This is a genomic window from Microbulbifer hainanensis, from assembly GCF_014904735.1.
GTDB lineage: Bacteria > Pseudomonadota > Gammaproteobacteria > Pseudomonadales > Cellvibrionaceae > Microbulbifer > Microbulbifer hainanensis.
The window spans coordinates 1-20,471 of the sequence record NZ_JACZCR010000024.1 but is presented as its reverse complement, the minus strand read 5'-3'; the positions used below and the strand labels follow the sequence as shown (position 1 = coordinate 20,471).

Annotated in this window: 14 protein-coding genes and 1 tRNA gene; 5 read left to right on the top strand and 10 right to left on the bottom strand. The window is 57.9% G+C overall.

Annotated elements, in window-relative coordinates:
* Positions 1-13: 13 nt before the first annotated feature.
* Positions 14-2,740: a PKD domain-containing protein gene (locus IG168_RS08225; RefSeq protein WP_193163787.1), complete on the bottom strand. Its 2,727-nt coding sequence runs from the start codon at positions 2,738-2,740 to the stop codon at positions 14-16.
* A gap of 250 nt (positions 2,741-2,990) precedes the next feature.
* A complete protein-coding gene (locus IG168_RS08220; RefSeq protein ID WP_193163785.1) occupies positions 2,991-3,413 on the bottom strand; it encodes a c-type cytochrome in 423 nt (140 codons plus the stop codon).
* A gap of 196 nt (positions 3,414-3,609) precedes the next feature.
* On the opposite strand from IG168_RS08220, the gene IG168_RS08215 reads away from it, so the two are divergent.
* Positions 3,610-3,686, top strand: a tRNA-Arg gene (locus IG168_RS08215).
* A 391-nt stretch (positions 3,687-4,077) separates the two neighbouring features.
* On the opposite strand, the gene IG168_RS08210 is transcribed toward IG168_RS08215, so the two are convergent.
* The 3 genes from IG168_RS08210 to IG168_RS08200 all read right to left on the bottom strand — a co-directional run bounded on the left by IG168_RS08210 (position 4,078) and on the right by IG168_RS08200 (position 7,381).
* Positions 4,078-4,992 (bottom strand): SDR family NAD(P)-dependent oxidoreductase, encoded by a 915-nt coding sequence (locus IG168_RS08210; RefSeq protein WP_193163783.1) that lies wholly within the window; start codon positions 4,990-4,992, stop codon positions 4,078-4,080.
* A gap of 58 nt (positions 4,993-5,050) precedes the next feature.
* A complete protein-coding gene (locus IG168_RS08205; protein ID WP_193163781.1) occupies positions 5,051-5,509 on the bottom strand; it encodes a MaoC family dehydratase in 459 nt (152 codons plus the stop codon).
* Between the two features lie 69 nt (positions 5,510-5,578).
* Complete coding sequence (locus IG168_RS08200) at positions 5,579-7,381, bottom strand: acyl-CoA dehydrogenase (RefSeq protein ID WP_193163779.1); 1,803 nt, start codon at positions 7,379-7,381, stop codon at positions 5,579-5,581.
* 154 nt (positions 7,382-7,535) lie between these two features.
* Between IG168_RS08200 and IG168_RS08195 the strand changes: the two genes are divergently transcribed.
* Positions 7,536-8,369, top strand: coding sequence for a helix-turn-helix domain-containing protein (locus IG168_RS08195; protein WP_193163777.1), 834 nt, complete (start codon positions 7,536-7,538; stop codon positions 8,367-8,369).
* Between the two features lie 59 nt (positions 8,370-8,428).
* Here IG168_RS08195 and IG168_RS08190 read toward each other — a convergent pair whose 3' ends face one another.
* Entirely contained in the window at positions 8,429-8,863 is a 435-nt protein-coding gene (locus tag IG168_RS08190) for a VOC family protein (RefSeq protein ID WP_193163775.1), read from the bottom strand.
* A gap of 283 nt (positions 8,864-9,146) precedes the next feature.
* Between IG168_RS08190 and mtgA the strand changes: the two genes are divergently transcribed.
* Positions 9,147-9,827 (top strand): monofunctional biosynthetic peptidoglycan transglycosylase, encoded by a 681-nt coding sequence (gene mtgA, locus IG168_RS08185; RefSeq protein WP_193163773.1) that lies wholly within the window; start codon positions 9,147-9,149, stop codon positions 9,825-9,827.
* A 138-nt stretch (positions 9,828-9,965) separates the two neighbouring features.
* Here mtgA and IG168_RS08180 read toward each other — a convergent pair whose 3' ends face one another.
* Entirely contained in the window at positions 9,966-11,153 is a 1,188-nt protein-coding gene (locus tag IG168_RS08180) for an MFS transporter (protein WP_193163771.1), read from the bottom strand.
* 91 nt (positions 11,154-11,244) lie between these two features.
* Here IG168_RS08180 and IG168_RS08175 point away from each other — a divergent pair, with 91 nt between their 5' ends.
* Entirely contained in the window at positions 11,245-12,132 is an 888-nt protein-coding gene (locus tag IG168_RS08175; RefSeq protein WP_193163769.1) for a LysR family transcriptional regulator, read from the top strand.
* Positions 12,133-12,451: 319 nt separating this feature from the next.
* Complete coding sequence (locus IG168_RS08170) at positions 12,452-13,558, top strand: MipA/OmpV family protein (RefSeq protein WP_193163767.1); 1,107 nt, start codon at positions 12,452-12,454, stop codon at positions 13,556-13,558.
* Between the two features lie 227 nt (positions 13,559-13,785).
* Here IG168_RS08170 and IG168_RS08165 read toward each other — a convergent pair whose 3' ends face one another.
* The 3 genes from IG168_RS08165 to IG168_RS08155 form a co-directional block, all read right to left on the bottom strand.
* Entirely contained in the window at positions 13,786-16,860 is a 3,075-nt protein-coding gene (locus IG168_RS08165) for a DEAD/DEAH box helicase (protein WP_193163765.1), read from the bottom strand.
* Positions 16,861-17,010: 150 nt separating this feature from the next.
* Entirely contained in the window at positions 17,011-18,777 is a 1,767-nt protein-coding gene (locus IG168_RS08160; protein ID WP_193163764.1) for a DUF885 domain-containing protein, read from the bottom strand.
* 158 nt (positions 18,778-18,935) lie between these two features.
* Positions 18,936-20,471: AMP-binding protein (locus tag IG168_RS08155; RefSeq protein ID WP_193163762.1), on the bottom strand; the 1,536-nt coding region annotated here is incomplete at its 5' end.

Below are 20,471 nucleotides of genomic sequence, written 5' to 3'. Positions count from 1 at the left end.
GGCGCCAGCAAAATCACCTGGATACGGTCACACGATCACCGCTGTCCGGTTCGATTGCCATGAGGCTGTCATAGCGCCCGGTAACCAGATAGAGAATGTCCCGCTCCTCATCCAAATCCAGGCCATAGACCCCGAATAACTCAAGGCCGTCACCAATCGACAGATCGCCGGATTTCATCAACCAGTCGCCACTTGAAGTGTCGATAGCGTAAACACGGCCGTTATTCGCGGCGTAGATATTTCCGTCAGGAGAGACCCGGGACAGTTGCCCTAACCACCCCTGGTAACTCACGTAAATATCATTGGAGTCAACGACGACTGTCCGATCGCCGGTAGCGACATCGATGGCAACGAGCGAGTCCAGACCCGACGCCGAATCATTTGAGGCGAACAGCTTCTCTCCGCCGGGGGCAAGGGATATCGCCGGGACGGACTCCATAAGATTCCCATCACCCCGCGCACTTCCCGTTACCACAGATATTTCCTTCGAATCGACGTCAACTTGGTAAATCGCTCCGTCATGGAAGCGGGAGTAGTAGAGCAAACCACGTGCACTATCAATCTGCAACGAGGCTATGTTATTAATACTGGAATCATCTGCTCCGGACAGAAACGCAGTGCCGACTGATGTATCAGGGTCGATTTTTACAATATTCCCACCATCGACAGACCATACATACAGCTTTTTCGTCAGCTTGTCGTAAGCCAGCCTGCTGGGATTGTTTAATGCCGGCCCGGAGCCTACACCGCTGCCGTAAACAAATGTTCTATCGCCATTGTCCATATTGATCGCCAATACACTGTCGGCACGGTAATCCGCTGCATAGGCAATTCGATTATCAAAATCCACGGCCAAGCCCATCAGATCCCGAGGGATGTTGCCAATCCCGACTTCATCCCTGAAGACCTGTGTTCGAGCACCCGTATCCGGAGCGACCTGAAATACCGCATTCCAGGCATCATAGGAATCACTGTCCGTCAGCGTATAATCGGTGTCCCCAGCTACTCGGAAAATATCGATTGGAGAAAGGAATTTGACGTCTCCAGACACAATGGGCAGTGCCCGCTTGTCCCCAGTTTCGACATCCACTTCCACAATTACATTATCGGTCTCACCAATGACGAGACCGGTGATTAACAGCTTTCCATTGCTTTTATCAAGCCACATTGCCTTGGCTAGATTCATTGTTGGGCCGACAGAATTGGGCATTACGACCCTGTCCCCAGTTTCCAGGTCCACGCGGTAAATATAGTCAGGGGATCTGTCGTCGTAGACATACGCTTTGCCGTTAGCGAAGTCCGTGACCGAGAGATAGGCATTCTCAAAACCGGTGCCCGCACCAACGGTGCCGCCCTGCGAAAGCACACTTCTGTTACCGTCAGCGATATTGACCTCGATCAGCGCTTGCAATGCGCTGTCGAAAACATGCAGCACACTCGAATCTGGTGCTATCTCAATATTGCTGGAAACCAGTTGTGAAAAGCTCGGGCCACTGCCAATACCGTCGCCACTGATGGTCGACAGCGTTTTGGAGCCCAGATCGATCGCCATAACAACATTAAGAACGGCTTCAATGAAATATACCGTGTCTGTGCCTGGATCATAGGTAACACTACCCAGCTGATTGGAAATATCAGTGTTTTCATACAGGACATCCAAAGTATCCGTAGCACTGTCAATTTCAAATAGTTTCAGTCCCTCAGTGTTCCCTCCACTGAGGGCCAGCAACTTCCCATTTTTATATTCGGTGGTGCGAAAATTATTAAGTAGTGGATGGTAGTCAACTGAAGTTGACGCGCTGTAGACTCTTCCGTCATTCGGGTTAGCAGAGCTCAACTCCACTCGCATCGGGTATTTACCAACGCTTCGCCCGGTAAATGGTATGGCTGCACTCCAAGTGCCGTTGGCAGCGATGGCTCCGTTAACATAAGTTCCATCGAAGGCGACAACCAAGCTGCGCTGATCCAGCGAAGGCGCTTGGACACGCCCTTTCAGGTCAAGTGTTTTGCCATAGAAAACGGTCTGGTCCGTAGGCGGGAAGTCCAGTATCACAGCAACTTGAACGGCGGTGTAAGTAACCGTATCTGTAGCTGTATTCCCTGCTGAATCCGTCACGGTTAATTCCATCGTGACACTGCTCTCGGCATCCGGGGCGGTAAAATAGGCAACGCTCTGGTCACTGTATTCGATACTTACCGCAGGCCCGCTGATCTGCTTCCACGCGTAGCTGATGATGTCGTCATTCAGGTCGCTGGAACCGCTACCATCGAGATCAACACGCTCCGAGACCGCAATCTCCCGGTCAGGGCCTGCGGAGGCCGACGGCGCTACCGCGACAGGCAACAGTATGATGGTGACGGTATCAGTGTCGATCGCCCCATCGTCATCCGTTACTTCAACCTCAAAGACATATTCCTGCTCACCCATGTAGAATGGCTCTACAGTGGCCGTTGCCAGACCATTGGTGGCGTTATCAATTGTCAGTTGCTGGGGGCCGGAGACCTGCTTCCACATGTATTGTGTGATGGTGCCATCACTGTCTGACGACCCGTTGCCGTTCAACTCAATCGAAGCAGAAGAGACAAGGGAATAATCGGAGCCGGCATCTGCTGACGGAGGAGTGTTGCTAGTCCCTCCAGAATTCCCACCTCCTGAATCACTGCCCCCGCCGCCTCCACCACCACAGGCAGCCAGAAAAAGCGAAAAAAAGCCCAATTGGAAAATTTTCCCCAAGTTCATTCTGATTCTCTTCTTATTGAAATTTATTATCTAAAGATGCAGAAGAAATGGTACTGATATTCCAAGGGATTGAATACAAAGGAAAATTACAACCTATTACACCAGCAAGCTGTTTATTTTATAAACGCTCTGGCTTCACTGAAAGCTGTGGTGTCAGACAGACCGAGCTGTTCCCCCGCCCGCCCAGTACGCACAGACAAAAAAGGCCGCTCAATGAGCGGCCTTTTTTGCAAACGAAGTAAGTAGTCGCTTACTTGCTGTTGGACGTCATGTAATCCACGGCGGCCTTCACTTCGTCATCGCTACACTCGGTACACAGGCCGCGCGGCGGCATGGCGCGGATACCATTCAGCGCGTGGCTGTACAGGGTGTCCATGCCCTGGGCAATCCGCGGGGCCCAAGCGCCGGCATCGCCGAACTTGGGTGAACCGGCTGCGCCAGTAGCGTGACAGGCGAAGCAGTGCGCCTTGTACACATCTTCACCAGATCGCGCACCGCCACCGGCCGATGCCGTAGCTGCGGGCGGCGCTGCCGCGCACTCTTCGCCCTGCATGCAGGTGCCGTCAACCGCCGCAATGCGGTCGGCAATTTCCTTGTCCACAGACGGCGACTGCGCCACTGCAGCGGCCGCACCAACGGCCAGAGCCGCCACAATACTCAAAATCGCTTTCATTAAATTCCCCCTAATGGCCGCTCCCTCGCAGCCCGTAGACTTCCGGCTCAATGCCGCACACCTCTACCAGCGGGGCATTATAGTCATTGAACCGCCCGCTGCGAAGGGCAGTGCCCAACGACCCCGCAATCCGCTTCCCCGCACCCTGCCCCTTCTGTATAATCCGCGTCCCGCACTGGTTAACCCAGACCGCGATCCGCCCCTAGCTCAGCTGGATAGAGCGTTGCCCTCCGGAGGCAAAGGTCAGAGGTTCGAATCCTCTGGGGCGGGCCATATACAAAAAAGGCCACCCATTGGGTGGCCTTTTTTGTATATGGTGGGCCTCAGGGCCCAGATTCGAACCTCCGTTCGAGCCGGAGGCGCGTAGCGCCGGAGACCAGCGAGCCCGAAGGGCGAAGCTAATCCTCTACCCACTACACCATCAAGGCCCAACGGATGCACTTTCCTATACAAGGTGTGCCCCAGCCACAAAACTTCAGCCTCAGCTCAAGCCGACTTACACGCACAAGGCGCGACACCGCCTGAGCTGTCTATACGACTTCGAACAGGGCTGCCGACCCACGCCGCCGCCACTGACGCACAGTCACCACCAGGCATTTAACACCCCGGCGCCCATTAGGCTCCGGGGCGTACATCAGTCGCAACGAGTTCGCGGCGGCCTGGATCAGGCCGGCTGTGTGTGGGCCATGGCCATGGTGAGGAACTTCTCGGTCTGCCCGGCGCCGGAGGCGAGTTCCGCCTGGGCACTCTGGTCGCAGATTTTGTCCCAATTTTCGATCACAGCCTCCGGGCTCTGCTCGTCGGCCGGAACAAAAGCACCGGCCGTTTCAAACAGGCGGGTGCTGGCATAGCCGCCGGCACCGGCGCAGAGGATGAAGCGGTTCGGCGCATCCTTGTGACACAGAGTCAGTGCGCCTGCCGTCACCGCTTCCGGGGTGAGCATCTCCAGTATTTCCGCTGGCATCAGGTCTTCGGTCATGCGGGTGCCGGCGGTTGGTGACAGCGCGTTGACGCGGATATCGTACTTGCCCCCTTCCAGCACCAGGGTGTTCATAAAGCCCAGCACCGCCATTTTCGCCGCGCCGTAGTTGGACTGACCGAAGTTGCCGTACATACCGCTCGACGAAGTCGTCATGACGATGCGCCCGTAGTTCTGCGCGCGCATGATTTCCCACACCGCCTTGGTGCAGTTCACGGAGCCCATCACGTGCACGTCCATGACCAGCTGGAAATCGGTCAGCTCCATCTTGGCGAAGGTCTTGTCGCGCAGAATGCCCGCGTTATTGATCAGGATGTCGACGCGGCCCCACTTGTCCATGGCCTGCTGCACCATGTCCTGGACTTCGTCGTACTTGGCGACGTTGGCACCGTGTGCAATTGCCTCGCCACCATTGGCCACGATTTCACGCACCACCGCCTGTGCGGCCTCGGAGGAGCCACCGCTGCCGTCGCGGGCGCCGCCTAGGTCGTTGACCACGACTTTTGCACCGCGTGCGGCCAGTGCCAGCGCGTGAGATTTTCCGAGCCCATTGCCTGCGCCGGTTACGATGGCCACCTGGCCGTCAAAGCGTACACTCATAGTCTTCTCTCCATCTTTTTTTCGTTGCGAATTAGCCGCATTGGGCGGCTCGTCGGAATCAGCCGGCCACCTGCATGGTGAGCCACTCGGCCAGCAGCGCGGGCTTTGCCGCGCCCTCGATCTCGACGGTGACTTCAGTTTTCAACATAAACTGGCCGGGTTTTTTCTCGGTGACATCGAGCAGCCGCGCGTGTGCGCGGATGCGGCTGTCGACCTTTACCGGGGCGATAAAGCGCACCTTGTCAAAACCGTAATTGACGGCCATCTGCATATCTTCCACCAGCAGGCTGAAGGCCTCGGCGAAATGCGACAGCAGCGACAGGGTCAGGTAACCGTGCGCAATGGTCGAGCCGAACGGTGTCTGCGCGGCGCGCTCCGGATCGACGTGAATGAACTGGTGGTCGTGGGTAACCTCGGCGAACAGGTCGATCTGTTCCTGGTTGACGGTGAACCACTCGGTGGTTTGCAGGGTTTTGCCAACGCTTTCCAGCAGTTCTTGCTTACTGACCGTCTTCATCGTCTCTCCTGTCGTTCTCATGTGCTGTTATGCAGAGGGCGCACTGCGCCTCGTCATCCCGGTGCCGGATCAGAACCACTCCGGCTGCATGTCGAAGCTGGTGCTGTCGATTTCCCTGACCAGTTTTGACCAGTGGTAGATTTTCGGCAGCTCCGAGCGGAAGAAGTACTGCATCGCCTGCAGCTTGCCGCGGTAGAAGTGCTCGTCTTCCGCATGCGGGTTGCGCTGCAGGCCGGCATCGGCGGCGAGGCCCTGGCGCAGCCAGATCCAGGCGATGACGACATGGCCGAACATTTCCAGGTAGCTGACCGAGTTCGAGAACACCAGATCGGTATTTTTCTCAGCGGTGGCTCCGAGGACGGCACTGGTGGTCTGCTGCAGCTCCTCCAGCGCGGCCTGCAGGTCAGCCGCAAACAAGCTCAGTTCGCTGTCACGCGCCTGCTCGATGGTCTGCTGCATTTCCGCGAGCACCGCGCGGTAGCCGGCAAACTTGTTCATCGGCACCTTGCGCCCGAGCAGGTCCAGGGACTGGATGCCGGTGGTGCCCTCGTGAATCGGGTTCAGGCGGTTGTCGCGGTAGAACATCTCCACCGGGTGCTCGTTGATATAGCCGTGCCCACCCATGACCTGGATGGCCAAGCTGTTGGCCTGCGGGCCGTATTCCGACGGCCAGCTCTTGATGATCGGGGTGAGGAAATCGAGCAGCGTGTGCGCGTGGGCCCGCTCTTCCTCGGTCTCGGCGGTCTTCTCGTCATCGGCCAGCTGGCTGCCGTACAGGCACAGCGCGTAGGCGCCCTCGGCATAGGCTTTCTGGGTCAGCAACATGCGGCGCACGTCCGGGTGCTCGATGATATTGATCGGTGAAGACTCCGGATCCTTGTTGGCGAGCAAGCGGCCCTGGGGGCGCTCGCGGGCGTAGTCGAGGGAATACTGGTAACCGGTCAGGGCGGTCAGCGCCGCGCCGGTGCCGACCATGATGCGCGCCTCGTTCATCATGTGGAACATGTACATCAGGCCGCGGTTTTCCTCGCCCACCAGGTAGCCCACGGCACCGTCTTTCTCGCCGAAGCTGAGAGCGGTGGAGGTTTGTCCGCGCCCGCCCATCTTGTGGAATAGCCCGGCCAGGGCCACATCGTTGCGCTCGCCGTTACTGCCGTCTTCGTTGACCAGGAACTTGGGCACGATAAACAGCGAGATGCCCTTCACGCCCTTGGGCGCATCCTTCACGCGGGCGAGCACCAGGTGCACGATGTTGTCGCTGAGCTCGTGGTCACCGCCGGAGATGAAGATCTTGTTGCCGGTGATGCGGTAGCTGCCGTCGGACTCGCGGGTAGCGGTAGTGGTGAGGTCGGCGAGCCCGGAGCCCGCACCGGGTTCGGTCATCGCCATGGTGCCCATGAAGCGGCCCTCGCGCATGGGCTTGACCCACTTCTCCACCTGCTCCGGTGAGCCGTGGGCCTCGATCAGGTTGGCATTGGCGTTGGTCAGGGAAATGTAGCCGAACGTGGTGCTGGCCGCCGCCCACAGATGTGCCTGAACGGCATTGGTGACGATCAGCGGCAGCTGCATGCCGCCGTCTTCAAAATCGGTTGCCGGCGCGGCGAGTCCGGCCTCGATGACCGCGTCCAGTGCCGGCTTGATTTCCGGCAGCAGGTGCACGCGCTCGCCGTCAAAAGTGGGTTCGTTGATGTCCACTTGCTGCCGGATGGGCAGGAAATGTTTCAGTGCTACCGTCTTGCCGGTTTCGATGGCCGCATCGAAGGTTTCGCGGCTGTGGTCGGCGTAGCGCGGGCGCTTGGTGAGGGATTCTGCATCGAACAGCTCGTAGAGCATGAAAGCCAGGTCGCGTTCGCTGAGCGCTTGTGCTGCCATGGGTCACCTTATTCCTGTTACTAACTGGTGGAATGGGCCGCTTGAGGGCCGGTTGGGTATTGTGTGGGGAGTTGCTAGACTCGGCCATGACCTCTCAGGTCAAGTTCGGCAGGTACCGGCACGGCAAATCCGGCTGGCCGTTTGAGGCAGGGAAATGAGTGAGACAGCCTACAATGCGTTCGGCCACCTGTTGCGCTTCTGGCGGCGGGTGCGCGGCGTCAGCCAGGAAACGCTGGCACTCAGCCTGGAGTCCTCCACCCGTCATATCAGCTGTCTTGAAAACGGCAAGGCCCGGCCCAGCGAGGCGCTGGTGGGCGCTATCAGCCGTGCACTGGATCTGGGTGAGCGCGACAGCAGCTACCTGCGCCTCGCCGCCGGCTACCTGGCCGAGAGCGGCGAAGTCGACTTCCAGGCACCGGAATTCAAGTGGCTGCGCAAGGCCACCCTGCTATCGCTGCGCGCGATGGATCCCTACCCGGCGGTGCTGACAGACCGCTACTGTCGCCTGCTGATGGTGAATCGCAGCTGGGTCGCCTTTTACCGCGAGTCGGTCAGCGCTGAAGAGCTGGCGGAAGTCAAAAACCATTACCAATTTGTCTTTCGCCGCCCACCCGAAGGCGTCGCGCTGGATTCGTGGCAGCACACGCTGGCGATGATCCTGATGTATACCCAGCAGGAGGCGCTGCTGACCAACGACCCGATTTACCACGAAATGGTACGCGAGCTGGCCGCGCATCCGAGCGTACCGAAAGACTGGGCCCAGATCGCCTCAAGGCTCGAGCCGATGGCCAGTTTTCGGGTGGAACAGGAATACCGGGGCAGGCTGATGCGCTTTTTCAGTGTCAACCTGACGGTGGGCGCCATGGGCCCCGCCTCCTTTGCGTCGGAGCCGCGCCTGGTGATCAATACGCTCTATCCCGAGACCGATGAGCTCGATCTTTCCGAAGCGCTCGACGGCGATCTGTCCCACCCCCTCCTCTACTACTGAACTGCCGGCATCCCCGCCGCGCGCCTTTTAGGCCCTGCCGACACCCGGTGTGGACGCCGCTATTTTGCAAACAGCTCGCTGTGGATATCGCGAAAACCCTTGAACTCCAGCGCGTTGCCGCTCGGATCCAGGAAAAACATGGTGCCCTGCTCGCCGGGCTGGCCGGCGAAGCGGATATAGGGCTCGATGACGAACTCGTCGACGAAGCTTCTTGCCCGCTCGGCAAAGGCCTGCCACTGCTCAAACTCCAGCACCACGCCGAAATGCGGCACCGGCACGCCGTGGCCGTCGACGTGATTGGCGATGGCCGCCACCTTGCCGTCCCTGCCGATGGCCGGGTTCAGATGGGTAACGACCTGGTGGCCGAAAAAGTCCCAGTCTACCCAGTACTCGGCGCTGCGGCCCTCAGCGAGGCCCATCTTGCTGCCATAGAAATCGCGCGCCTCGTCGATATCGCGGACCTGGATCGCGAGGTGGAAAGGGGTCAGGGCCATAGGGGATTCCCGCTACACAGTTGTTTCGCCCGAAGTATGCCGGCGCCAGTGGCCATTCTCAATTTAGCCGCCGGGGCGCTCGGGGTCTTACAGTAGGCGCGAACCGTTCGAGCCGGAGACCAGCGACCGCAGGGCGCTAATCCTCTGGGGCGAAGGCTTGCAAAACGGGCCTCTTCAACACCCATGCAAAACTCCTACTCAAGCCGATAACCAACCTCACTGGAACCACGGGCCCCAACAACCATCATAATGTGTTGATGAATCCAGCCAGCAATCACTCGTAATGCCCCGACTCCTAAAACAAACCTGTAAATACACTCTCTGGCTAGGCACCTCTTTCGCGCTGGCAACCGCCCTGTTGGTCCTGGCCCTGCGCTGGATTGACCCGCCCTCCTCCGCCGTCATCCAGGCCTGGCAATTGCACAGCGGCCGCAAGGCACATCAGCAGTGGCGACCGCTGGAGCAGATTTCCCCCCACCTGCAGATGGCCGTGATTGCCGCGGAAGACCAGAAATTCCCGAGCCATTTCGGCTTCGACTTCGCCTCCCTGCAGAAAGCCCTCAACGAAAGCCGCAAGCGCACCCGCGGTGCCAGCACCATCACCCAGCAGACGGCCAAGAACCTGTTTCTGTGGAATGGGCGCAGCTATGTGCGCAAGGGGCTGGAGGCCTGGTTCACGTTGCTGATGGAACTGCTGTGGCCCAAGGAGCGGATTCTGGAGGTCTATCTGAATATTGCCGAGTTCGGCAACGGGATTTACGGTGCCCAGGCTGCCGCCATGAACTTTTACGGCACGTCCGCCCGGTACCTCAGCCGCTGGCAGGCTGGGCTTATGGCCGCGGTGCTGCCCAACCCGAAGCGCATGTCTGCTGGCAGGCCCTCGCGCTACGTGCGCAGCCGCGCGATAACCATCAACCGGCAGGCTCGCCAACTCGGCGGAAGCGGCTACCTGAAAACACTCTGACTGCGCATGTTTTACCCAAGGTGAGGCACTGCCCGGCTGGACGGCACCACCACCCTGCCCACTTGCAGCGAGGTAACCACCTGAATATCCGCAATGGATACCGGTTGTCGCTCGCCGTTGCTGGAGCTGAACGACGCGTTAAACGTACTCGGCCTCTGTCGCAGTAGCGGTGCGGCGGTCGAGCCGGCCGGACAGGCGCGTCAGGGCAAGGGCCAGGACGACGATCAACGCACCGATCCAGGGCGTGTCGATCAGAGACATGTGTTCGATCACAGCACCGCCAAGTACCGAACCAATCGCAATGCCCACATTAAACGCGGCGATATTGAGCCCGGAGGCCACATCCACGGCCTGGGGGGCATATTTTTCTGCAAGCTGCACCACGTACACCTGCAGGCCCGGCACATTGCCAAAGGCGAAAGCACCCCACACCAGCACGGTCAGTACCGCGGTTACCGGATTGCCGGCGGTGAATGTGAACACTGCCAGCACCACCGCCAGGGCGGTGAAGATACGGTTCAGCGCTTTGACCGGCCCGTGGCGATCCGCCAGGCGCCCGCCCCAGATATTACCCACCGCCACCGACACGCCGTATACCAGCATGATCAGCCCCACTGCGCCGGGCGCAAAGCCACTTACCTGCTGCAGGATCGGCGCCAGGTAGGTAAAGGCAACGAAGGTACCGCCGTAGCCCACCGCCGTCATCGCGTACACCAGCAGCAGGCGCGGCTGTGTCAGCACCGCGAGCTGCTGGCGCAGGGTGGCCGGGGCGGACTGCTTCAGGTTGGCGGGCACCAACAGTGCACTGCCGATCAGCGCGAGCAGACCGAGCGCGGCAACCGCCAGGAAAGTGGCGCGCCAGCCGAAGTGCTGGCCGATCCAGGTACCCAGTGGCACCCCGGTGACCAGCGCGACGGTCAGGCCGGTAAACATCAGCGCGATGGCCCCCGCCTCCTTGTCTTTGCTCACCAGGCTGGTGGCAATGGTGGAGCCGATCGCGAAGAAGACGCCGTGGGCCAGACCGGTAAGCAGCCGCGCCACCACCAGGGAGCTGTAGCCGGGCGCCACCCAGGCGAGCAGATTGCCCAGGGTGAACAGCGCCATCACGCTGAGCAGAACCGCCTTGCGGTTCCAGCGCCCGGTGAGCGCCGTCAGCACCGGCGCGCCCACGGCCACGCCGAGCGCATAGAGGCTGACCAGCAGGCCCGCAGATGGCAGGGAAACGCCCAGGTCCTGGGCAATGGTGGGCACCAGCCCGACTATCACGAACTCGGTGGTACCGATCGCGAAGGCGCTGAGCGCCAGCGCCAAGATGGCAATAGGCATAACAAACTCCACAGCAATATTGGTTGCGGCGGAGTATGGCGGCGGCTACTTTTTACAAAAACAGCATCAAAGACAAAACATTTTTACAGTTATGACAATAGTCTCCCGTACCGAAGACCTGCAGATCCTGCTCGCCGTGATCGACAGCGGCGGCTTCTCCGCTGCCGCGCAACTGCTGGATCTCCAGGTGGCGCGGGTGTCCCGCGCGGTCAGTCGTCTGGAGAAGGAGCTGGGCACCACCCTGCTGAACCGCACCACCCGGCGGGTGGAACTGACCGAGGAGGGCCGGCAATTTGTGGCGACGGTGCGCGACGGCCTGCGCCAGCTACAAGCCGCCGAAGAACAGCTGCGCAGCCAGAGCGGCCAGCCCAGCGGTCGCCTGCGCGTGGATGCCGCCACCCCCTTTCTTTTGCACCAGCTGGTGCCACTGGTACCGGGCTTCCGCCAGGCCTATCCGGGCATCCAGTTGGAGCTGATCGCCAACGAACGCATCGTCGACCTGCTGGAAAGGCGCACCGATATCGCCATCCGCATCGGCGCACTGGAGGATTCCAACCTGCACGCCCGCCTGCTCGGCCGCAGTCCACTGCACCTGGTCGCCAGTCCGGACTACCTTGCCCGCGCCGGCACACCCAACGAGATCGAGGACCTGGCGCAGCACACATTGATCGGCTTTGCCGACGCGCCGCACCTGAACCTGCTGCCATTCGATCCGCCTCTGCCGGTGCGCCCGCAGCTCGCCTCCAGCAGCGGCGAGGCCGTCCGTCAGCTGTGCCTCGCCGGCCAGGGCATCGCGCTGCTGTCGAATTTTATGGTGCGGGAAGATATTGAAACGGGGCGACTGGTGACGCTGCTCAGCCGCTACCTTCAAAGCCCCAACCCGCGGGAGCCAGTGCAGGCGGTCTATTACCGTGCCGGCGCGCTGTCACCGCGCATCGCGGCATTTCTGGAGTATTTTTCCGGCAGGTTTCAGCTGTAAGCCGACCGCCAGCCCGCGCAGAAGCATCAAACGAAGCGCATCTCGGCAGGCAAGCCCTCGTGCTATGTGCGCAGCCGTGCCTGGACGATTAACCGCCAGGTAAAACAACTCGAAATATCAGCAAACCGAAAGCCCGCTGAGCCAGTCGGGCACTGCACAAAGCCCAGGGGCGCCGCTTGCTTTGGCATTTCAGGACCATTTGCCCGACACGTCACGTTCCCGCGCACGGGGCGGTTTAATCATCATCTGTTTGGCCATAATCACCGTATACAACATGACCGTATACAACGTGATTGCTGCCTCAGGACCGCCTTTCTCCATGAAAACATTCTTCGCCGCGTTACCTCTGATCTTTCTCGCCAGCGTTTCCACTGCGAAAGCCGAGGACATCACCGTCCGCGTACACAATCTGCCGGAGGAAGGCTCGCTGGTACTGCAGGTCTATGACGACGCGGACACCTTCGGGGATTTCCGCAATCCCGTGCGGGAGGTGCACTACACGATCGAGCCCGGCAAAAGCTATGTGATACCCGATGCCCCGATGGGCACCGTGGCCGTACTGGCCTACCTGGATGAGAACGGCAACCGCATCCTCGACAAGAACTTTATCGGCATCCCGCGGGAATCCGTGGGTCTCTCCAACGGCTACAAACCCAAGGGCCCGCCCAGCTTCCAGCGCGCCAGTATCTCCGTGGAGCCCGGCCAGCCCACCAACGTGGACATTCACCTGTACGAGGTACTCGGCGACTCCGGCCAGTGGGGCGTTGGCATCGGCGTCATCGGGCGCAGCAGCCCCTATGTGGGCTCGGACACCTCCGTGGTACAGGTGATTCCCGCCATCACCTATTTCGGCGACCGCCTGCAATGGGTGGGCCCGTCACTGCGCTACGGCATTCTCGGCAGCGACAAACTGCGCCTGGCACTGACCGCCAACTATCGCCTGGGCGCCTATGAAGAGGACGACGCCGATATCCTTGAGGGCCTCGGCGATCGCGACGCGACCCTGCTCGGCGGCCTCGGCCTGATCTACGAGGGCCCGGCCGGCACGGAATTCGAACTGGAATATGAACACGACGTCCTCAACCGCGTCGGCGGCGGCACCGCCGCGATCCGCGTTTCCCGCGGCTTCCAGTTCGGCACCCTGCGCCTGGTACCCGAACTCGGCGTCAACTGGCTGAGCAGCGAGATGGCGGATTACGACTATGGCGTACCCGACTATGCCGCCATCCCCGGCAGGCCGGCCTATGAAGTCGGCAGCAGCTATACCATCGAAGCCGGCGTCGGCGGCTTGCTGGAGCTTTCAGAGAACTGGCGCGTAGTGCTGAACTTGGCGGTGGAGAATCTGGACAGCGAGATTACGGATAGCCCAATTGTGGGGGATGACAATGTGATTAAGGGGTTTGCGGCGCTGACGTATAGCTTCTGAGGAAGCGCCAAGTTGCGTGCCTGCGTTAACCTAGTGATATTCGAAAGAGACTATTTTTAAAAAGGTACGCGACACAATTGGCCTAAAGTACTCTCCAGACAATCTCAGCAAGAGATCGATTACAAACCCTTAGTTTACGAATGGTATTCATAAAGTGTGATAGTACTTTTATTAAATGAAATTTGATCCCTAATAATAGAGTACTTTGAACGCAAAAAATGCCTCAGCTACCCTGCTACAGCTAACGACTGAAAGTTTCGTAAAAGACGAGCTGGCATAGGGCGGCGTAATTCCCATGTGATACTCATTGGGCGTGTACCGTCGTGATGCTGGTAATCAACTGCTCCGAGAAAATGGTATGGCTGCGAATAACCGCCCACTTTAGCTTCACTACGCACGAACAGTAACGGCCTATAGCCCATCTCGCTATGATTAATATAACGTTTACCAGTGGGAGAATCTTCTCCCGTTGTGCTCTGTGACTGCCAATGAAACAAATCACTACTAATGGCATAATCCTCGTAAAGAGTCGATGGACTGTAATTCTTTTCACTCTTTTGTAGGGTAGCAAAAAATAAATCGAGCTTTCTCTCCGGGACGTGACGTACACCCTCTCTTACTGGAGTTTGAGACTGCCAATTCCAAACACCACAAAGCACCAAAATTTCGTCACGGGTATAGCATGCATGAACCACTAGAGGTATCTCTTCAGAAAGACCATCCCCATGCTGCAGCCCCGCTTTATTCAAACGCCATGCAATCAACTGCTTTGCTTCTTCATGGATATCAGAGTTTTCTTGCAACAATGCCCACGCGTCAGCAGCTGTTCGTATGTTTTCTGTTGAGGAGACAAGTGGAATAAGCAAAGCTAGAATCAATGGATCCTCGCCCTCCCCATCATGCAACCATTTCTGCCAACGCGTGAGACGCACAAAATCATTTGCATGAATAATGCGACGTAACCATTTAGCAAGTATTCGGTTATCTGGGGACTCAGGGCCATTATCGATTCCGGCTCGCTTACAAAGCCCCGTCCAAGTGTCACGGCGATAGACATCGTCTGGCTCAACCTTGCAATAATCGAGAAAATTTTCAAGGCTGAATCCGTTTTCATTTTCCCGTGAAAAATCCAGGACATTTCGTACGAGACCGAAAACTCCCGAAAGAATCGACTCACGAATATTTTTTAAAACCCTTTCTCGCGCTACGCGTTCTAGCTGAATAGAACAACCTGCCGGAAGGTGTGGAAAATCGCTATAAATTTCTCTGTTTAAATCAAAATCCGGTTTCGACATAAGAGCACGAAGGCGCTGGTCGTAACGAAACTTTCGATGCATCTGTCCAACGAAATCAAAAACGGTCAGATAATCTTTACTATCCGTAAGACGCAGGCCTCGACCGAGTTGCTGAAGAAAAACAGTTAGGCTTTCGGTCGGCCGAAGGAATAGCACGGTATCCACTTCCGGGATATCTACCCCTTCGTTGAAAATATCCACTACGAAGATAAAATTTATCTTACATGTGCGCAAATGTTGACGTGCACCATCACGTACTTCTTTCGGGGAATTCGTAGACAATGCCAATGCAGGAATATCTGATTTATTAAAAAAATCAGCCATAAACTCAGCGTGGCGAACGCTAACACAAAAACCTATTCCACGCGCAGCACGCACATCTGACAATCGTTTATTGCATTGATCAACAATGTTTTGCGCGCGAATATGGTTTCCTGTGACCAAATTATCCAGTTCAGAAACTCGATACCCTCCACGCTCCCAAGTTAATTGGGTGTAGTCCATCTCTGCGGTATCAGAAAGGCCGTAATAGTGAAAGGGAACAACAAGTCGGCGATTAATAGCGTCAGATAATCGAATTTCGCTAACAATACGATTATCAAAATATCGCAATACATCTTCACCATCTGCCCGTTCTGGTGTGGCAGTTAGGCCGAGAAGTATTTTCGGCTTCAGAAGATCCAATATTCCCCTGTAACTACTGGCTGTGGAACGGTGCGTTTCATCGATCACTACATAATCGTAAACATCCGAACTCCATTTTCTCGGCAGATCGCGACGATGCAATGTCTGCACACTAGCAAATAACTGCTGTTTATTCTCTGGATCATGATAGCCATCCATGAGCTCACCAAAGTTTTGGTCGCGTAGCACGGCTCGGAACGTATGTAATGCTTGCTGAAGAATCTCTCGACGATGCGCCACAACAAGCAACGAGGGATATGTCCCTCCGTTTTCATTTACAATTCGACGATAATCAAAAGCTGCGATCATCGTTTTTCCTGTGCCTGTAGCCGCAACGACTAACTGTTTATGCGGCGGTTCTTGCATGATGCGATCGTCGGCAAGAGAATCGAGTACTTCCTGCTGAAATTGATAAGGTCGTAGTTCAAATAGCGGTTGACTACTTGTTGCGATAACTTTCCCAGATTCAAGCTTTAGCGCCTCGCGTAGCCTCTCTTCATTAAAAGCTTCGAACTCCGCGTCTTCCCAATATGTTTCGAATGTTGCAAGAACCTTATCCCATATTGGTTTGTCGGCGCACTGTGTAACTTTCACGGTCCACTCTAACCCTTCAGTCAGAGCCGGTCGCGACAAATTCGCTGAGCCAATATAAGCAGTACTAAATGAACTATGGCGCTCGAAGAGATATGCTTTAGCATGTAGTCTTGTACGGTGTACATCATAAGAAATTTTCACTTCAGTTTGCGGCAGAGATGCGAGTGATTTCACAGCATTTAATTCGGTGGCGCCCATATAGCTAGTAGTTAGTACGCGCAATCGTGTATTAGGTCTCCGGGTAAAATCTTCGAGAGCGTCTCGCAATAAACCTATGCCACTCCATTTAATAAAAGAACAGAGGATATCTACGCGATCTGCAGTAGCCAACTCTTGCTTTAACTGAGACAGCAAGCTCGGATCTATTCGTGTACCAGTAAGCAGACTGGTTTCTGACAAAGGGGTTTCCGGACGCACCGCAAATTTTGCGTCATCCGCCACCGCCATTAGTCGCTCTAGTTTTTCTGGCAAGCTTGCACCCTGCTCTAGATTCTTATCTTTTTGCGATAATACCGTGACAATCTGGTTTACTAGTTCACGCTGATTCTGTAGTCGATTCTGCGAAGGTAAGCGCCTTAATACATTGGCAATCAAATTACCCAGATGTTGAGCAAGAATAATATGGCTATCCGCAGGGTCCAGTGACTCGCGCTGGACATACTTCGACAACCCTTCCAACTCACTCGCAAGGACATCGTCAATTACTTTTTCATAAAGTCCGTTTTTCATATGCGAGAATCGTAACGAATATGTGTGAAAGAGTATTTTTTAGGGCGACTGAGAATTTACAGATGTTGAAAATCTAAGGCTCGTCACTTTATCTCATCGCCCGTAACTTAAATAAAATGTCAAAATCTTCGGTGAAAACGCAATTAGAAATTACTTCTTACGCTCCTCAGCCAAAAAACGTGCCATTTGCTCCTCCAACATCGACAACGGCAGCGCACCGTTGGCCAACACCGCATCATGGAATTTGCGCAGGTCGAATTTATCCCCGAGCGCCTTCTCCGCTTCCGCGCGCAGTTCGCGAATCTTGATTTCGCCCATCTTGTAAGCCAGCGCCTGGCCCGGCCAGGAGATATAGCGGTCGACTTCGGCACGGACGTTGGCTTCCGACAGCGCGGTATTGTTGGTCAGGTAGTCGATGGCCTGCTGGCGGGTCCAGTTCTGGGAGTGGATGCCGGTGTCGATCACCAGGCGGCAGGCGCGCCACATTTCGTAGCTGAGGCGGCCGAAGTTTTCGTAGGGGGTTTGGTAGATGCCCATCTCTTTGCCCAGGCGCTCTGAATACAGGGCCCAGCCCTCGCCGAAGGCGCTCAGGTAGAAGTTGCGGCGGAACTGCGGGACGTTTTGCATCTCCTGCGCCAGCGCGCCCTGCAGGTGGTGGCCGGGTACGGCTTCGTGCAGGGTCAGGGCGGGCAGTTCGTACAGCGGGCGCTGGTCCAGCGCGTAGGTGTTCACCCACATGGCGCCGCCGTGGACACCGCCGATGGCCGGCGGGTTGTAGGAGGCGGTGGTGTAGATCGGGGCGATTTCGTCCGGTACCGGCACCACGCCGTAGGGCGTGCGCGGCAGCTTGCCGAAGAAGCCCGGCAGGCGGTAGTCGATGCGCTTGGCGATATAGGAGACTTCCTTCAGCAGGTCCTTCGGCGTCTTGGCGTAGAACTGCGGATCGGTGCGCAGGAAATGGGTGAACTCCTTGAAGCTGCCCTTGAAGCCGCTCTCCTCGATCAGTTCATCCATCTCGGCGCGGATGCGCTTCACTTCCGCCAGGCCGATCTTGTGGATCTCCGCCGGGTCCATATCCAGGGTCACGTAGGTGCGGATATTGTGGCGGTAGTATTCCTTGCCGCCGGGCAGCTGCTCGGCGCCGATGGTCTTGGTGGCGACCGGCAGATAGTCTTGCTCGAAGAAATCGGCCACGCGCGCGAAGGCGGGAATGGCGACTTGTTTAATCGCCTTCTTGCCCTGGTCGCGCAGGCGCTGCTGCTCCTTGGCCGGAATGGAATCGGGCATATTCGCGAACGGTTCGTACAGGCTGCTCTTGGTCGGATCGTCGTAGGCCTGGGCGCGCACGGTGGGGATAACGGCTTCCACGGTCACCTTCGGCCGCACGAAACCGTCCTTGATGCCCTGGCGCATATTGGCGATGTTCTCGTCGAAGTAGCGGCCGAAATCGCGGATGCGCGCGATATAGTCCTCGTAGTCTTTCACCTTGCGCATGGCCAGGCCGTCGCTGGCATCCAGCGCGCCGTTGTAGAAACCGTAATAGGTGGTGAACGGCATGCGGTCGAGGAACAGCTGGTTGGCCTCGATGGAATTGTCCAGCACCCACATCAGCAGTTCGCGGTTGACTTGGTCGGCGTGGCTCAGCTGTTTCCCGTCGATCTTGTTCAGCCGCGCGACGAAACCCTGCTCGGCCTTGAGGCGGCGGGCGCGGTCCTTGGCGGTAACGCCGGGGAGGCGATCGTTGTAACCGGGCAGGCCCATGCGGCCGGCCATGACCGGATCTTCGCTGAGGCTGTACTGCCAGTGGTCGTCGATGACGCTTTGCAGCTGTTGGCTGGCCGTGGCGGCCCAGACCAGCGGGGTCAGCAGCCACAGAAGCGCGAGTGTGGAAAGGAACTGGTGGGGCCTGGACGCCATCTTGTGTCTCCGTAGTCGACATGCTCGGTTGTGCCCAACCATACCACGGCCGGCGGCAATCGCCGCCCTCTACCGTCGCACAGGCAGTTCACCTTACAGAGACAAAAAACGCGGGCCGGGGCCCGCGTTTCGATGGTCGTGTGGGTGCTGGCCTCCGCTCAGGCAGTTTCCGCCGCGGGGACTGGCTGATCGCGCAGCTCCCGCCGCAGGATCTTGCCCACGGTCGACTTGGGCAGCTCCCTGTGGATAACCACATGCTTGGGCACCTTGTAGGCGGTCAGCTCCTTGCGGCAGAAGTCGACGATGTCCTGCGCGCTGATGGCTTCCGCCAGCACCACGTGGGCGACGACCGCCTCGCCGGTTTTCTCATCGGTGGTGCCGGTAACCGCGGCCTCGACAATCTGCGGATGGCTGCTCAGCACATCCTCGATCTCGTTCGGGTACACGTTGAAGCCGGACACGATGACCATGTCTTTCAGGCGGTCGACGATGCGGATATTGCCGTTGGCCTGCACCATGCCCATATCGCCGGTGCGGAAGAAACCGTTGCGCATGACCTTGGCGGTCTCCTCCGGGCGCTGCCAGTAGCCCTGCATCACCTGGGGCCCGCTGATCACCAGCTCACCCACTTCGCCCACCGGCAGCGGCTGGTCGTTTTCATCCCAGGCCTCCACGCGGGTGCCGATCAGCGGCGTGCCGACGGTACCGATTTCCTCGACACCGAAGTTGTTCAGCGTGGCCACCGGCGAAGTCTCCGACAGGCCGTAGCCCTCGGTGACGGTGCAACCGGTAACCGACTGCCACAGTTCGGCGGCGGTACGGGTCAGCGCGGCACCGCCGGAGAAGGTGACTTTCAGGCTGGAGAAATCCAGCTGCTGGAATTCCGGGTGGCGGCACAGGCCGACAAACAGGGTGTTGATCCCGGCGAGGCCTGTGAACTTGAACGGCTTGATGGTTTTGACAAAGCCATCCAGGTCGCGCGGATTCGGAATCAGGACATTCATCGCACCCAGGCTGAACAGCGCCAGCATGTTCACGGTGAAGGCGTAGATGTGATACAGCGGCAGCGGGCAGACGAATATTTCTTTGCACTCGTCGCAGCGCTGGGTAATGCGATCCAGCATCTGCGCGGCGTTGGCGAGAATATTTTCATGGGTCAGCGCTGCGCCCTTGGCGACACCGGTGGTGCCGCCGGTGTACTGCAGCACGGCGATATCTGCGCGCGTGGCGCTGACCGGCTGCAGTGCGGGCAAAGCCGCGCCCTGCTCTATTGCGGCGACAAAATCGTGGTAGCCGTGGGCTTTGTCTTTCGGCGGCGCAATCAGGTCGGCGGCGCCGGTCACCAGCACGTGCTCGATATCGGTATCGGCCTTGATCTCTTCGAACTTCGGCAGCATGTCACTCAGAATCACCAGCACGCGGGCGCCGGCATCGGTGAACTGGTGCTTCATTTCCCGCGGCGTGTACAGCGGGTTGGTGTTCACCACCACCAGGCCGGCGCGCAGCGCGGCGTAGGCGGCAATCGGATACTGGGTAATATTCGGCAGCTGGATGGCGATGCGGTCGCCGGGCTGCAGGCCGCATTCGTACTGCAGCCACTGGGCCAGGCTGCGGGATTTTTCTTCCAGCTGTGCGAAGGTCAGCGTCTGGCCGAGGCAGTGGTAGGCCGGCTTGTCGGAAAACTTGTTGCAGTG

Coding starts and splice junctions, on each gene's coding strand:
- IG168_RS08225 (WP_193163787.1), bottom strand. CDS start 2,740: ATGAACTTGGGGAAAATTTTCCAATTGGGCTTTTTTTCGCTTTTTCTG.
- IG168_RS08200 (WP_193163779.1), bottom strand. CDS start 7,381: ATGGCAGCACAAGCGCTCAGCGAACGCGACCTGGCTTTCATGCTCTAC.
- IG168_RS08180 (WP_193163771.1), bottom strand. CDS start 11,153: ATGCCTATTGCCATCTTGGCGCTGGCGCTCAGCGCCTTCGCGATCGGT.
- mtgA (WP_193163773.1), top strand. CDS start 9,147: ATGCCCCGACTCCTAAAACAAACCTGTAAATACACTCTCTGGCTAGGC.
- IG168_RS08195 (WP_193163777.1), top strand. CDS start 7,536: ATGAGTGAGACAGCCTACAATGCGTTCGGCCACCTGTTGCGCTTCTGG.
- IG168_RS08190 (WP_193163775.1), bottom strand. CDS start 8,863: ATGGCCCTGACCCCTTTCCACCTCGCGATCCAGGTCCGCGATATCGAC.
- IG168_RS08170 (WP_193163767.1), top strand. CDS start 12,452: ATGAAAACATTCTTCGCCGCGTTACCTCTGATCTTTCTCGCCAGCGTT.
- IG168_RS08160 (WP_193163764.1), bottom strand. CDS start 18,777: ATGGCGTCCAGGCCCCACCAGTTCCTTTCCACACTCGCGCTTCTGTGG.
- IG168_RS08205 (WP_193163781.1), bottom strand. CDS start 5,509: ATGAAGACGGTCAGTAAGCAAGAACTGCTGGAAAGCGTTGGCAAAACC.
- IG168_RS08175 (WP_193163769.1), top strand. CDS start 11,245: ATGACAATAGTCTCCCGTACCGAAGACCTGCAGATCCTGCTCGCCGTG.
- IG168_RS08165 (WP_193163765.1), bottom strand. CDS start 16,860: ATGAAAAACGGACTTTATGAAAAAGTAATTGACGATGTCCTTGCGAGT.
- IG168_RS08210 (WP_193163783.1), bottom strand. CDS start 4,992: ATGAGTGTACGCTTTGACGGCCAGGTGGCCATCGTAACCGGCGCAGGC.
- IG168_RS08220 (WP_193163785.1), bottom strand. CDS start 3,413: ATGAAAGCGATTTTGAGTATTGTGGCGGCTCTGGCCGTTGGTGCGGCC.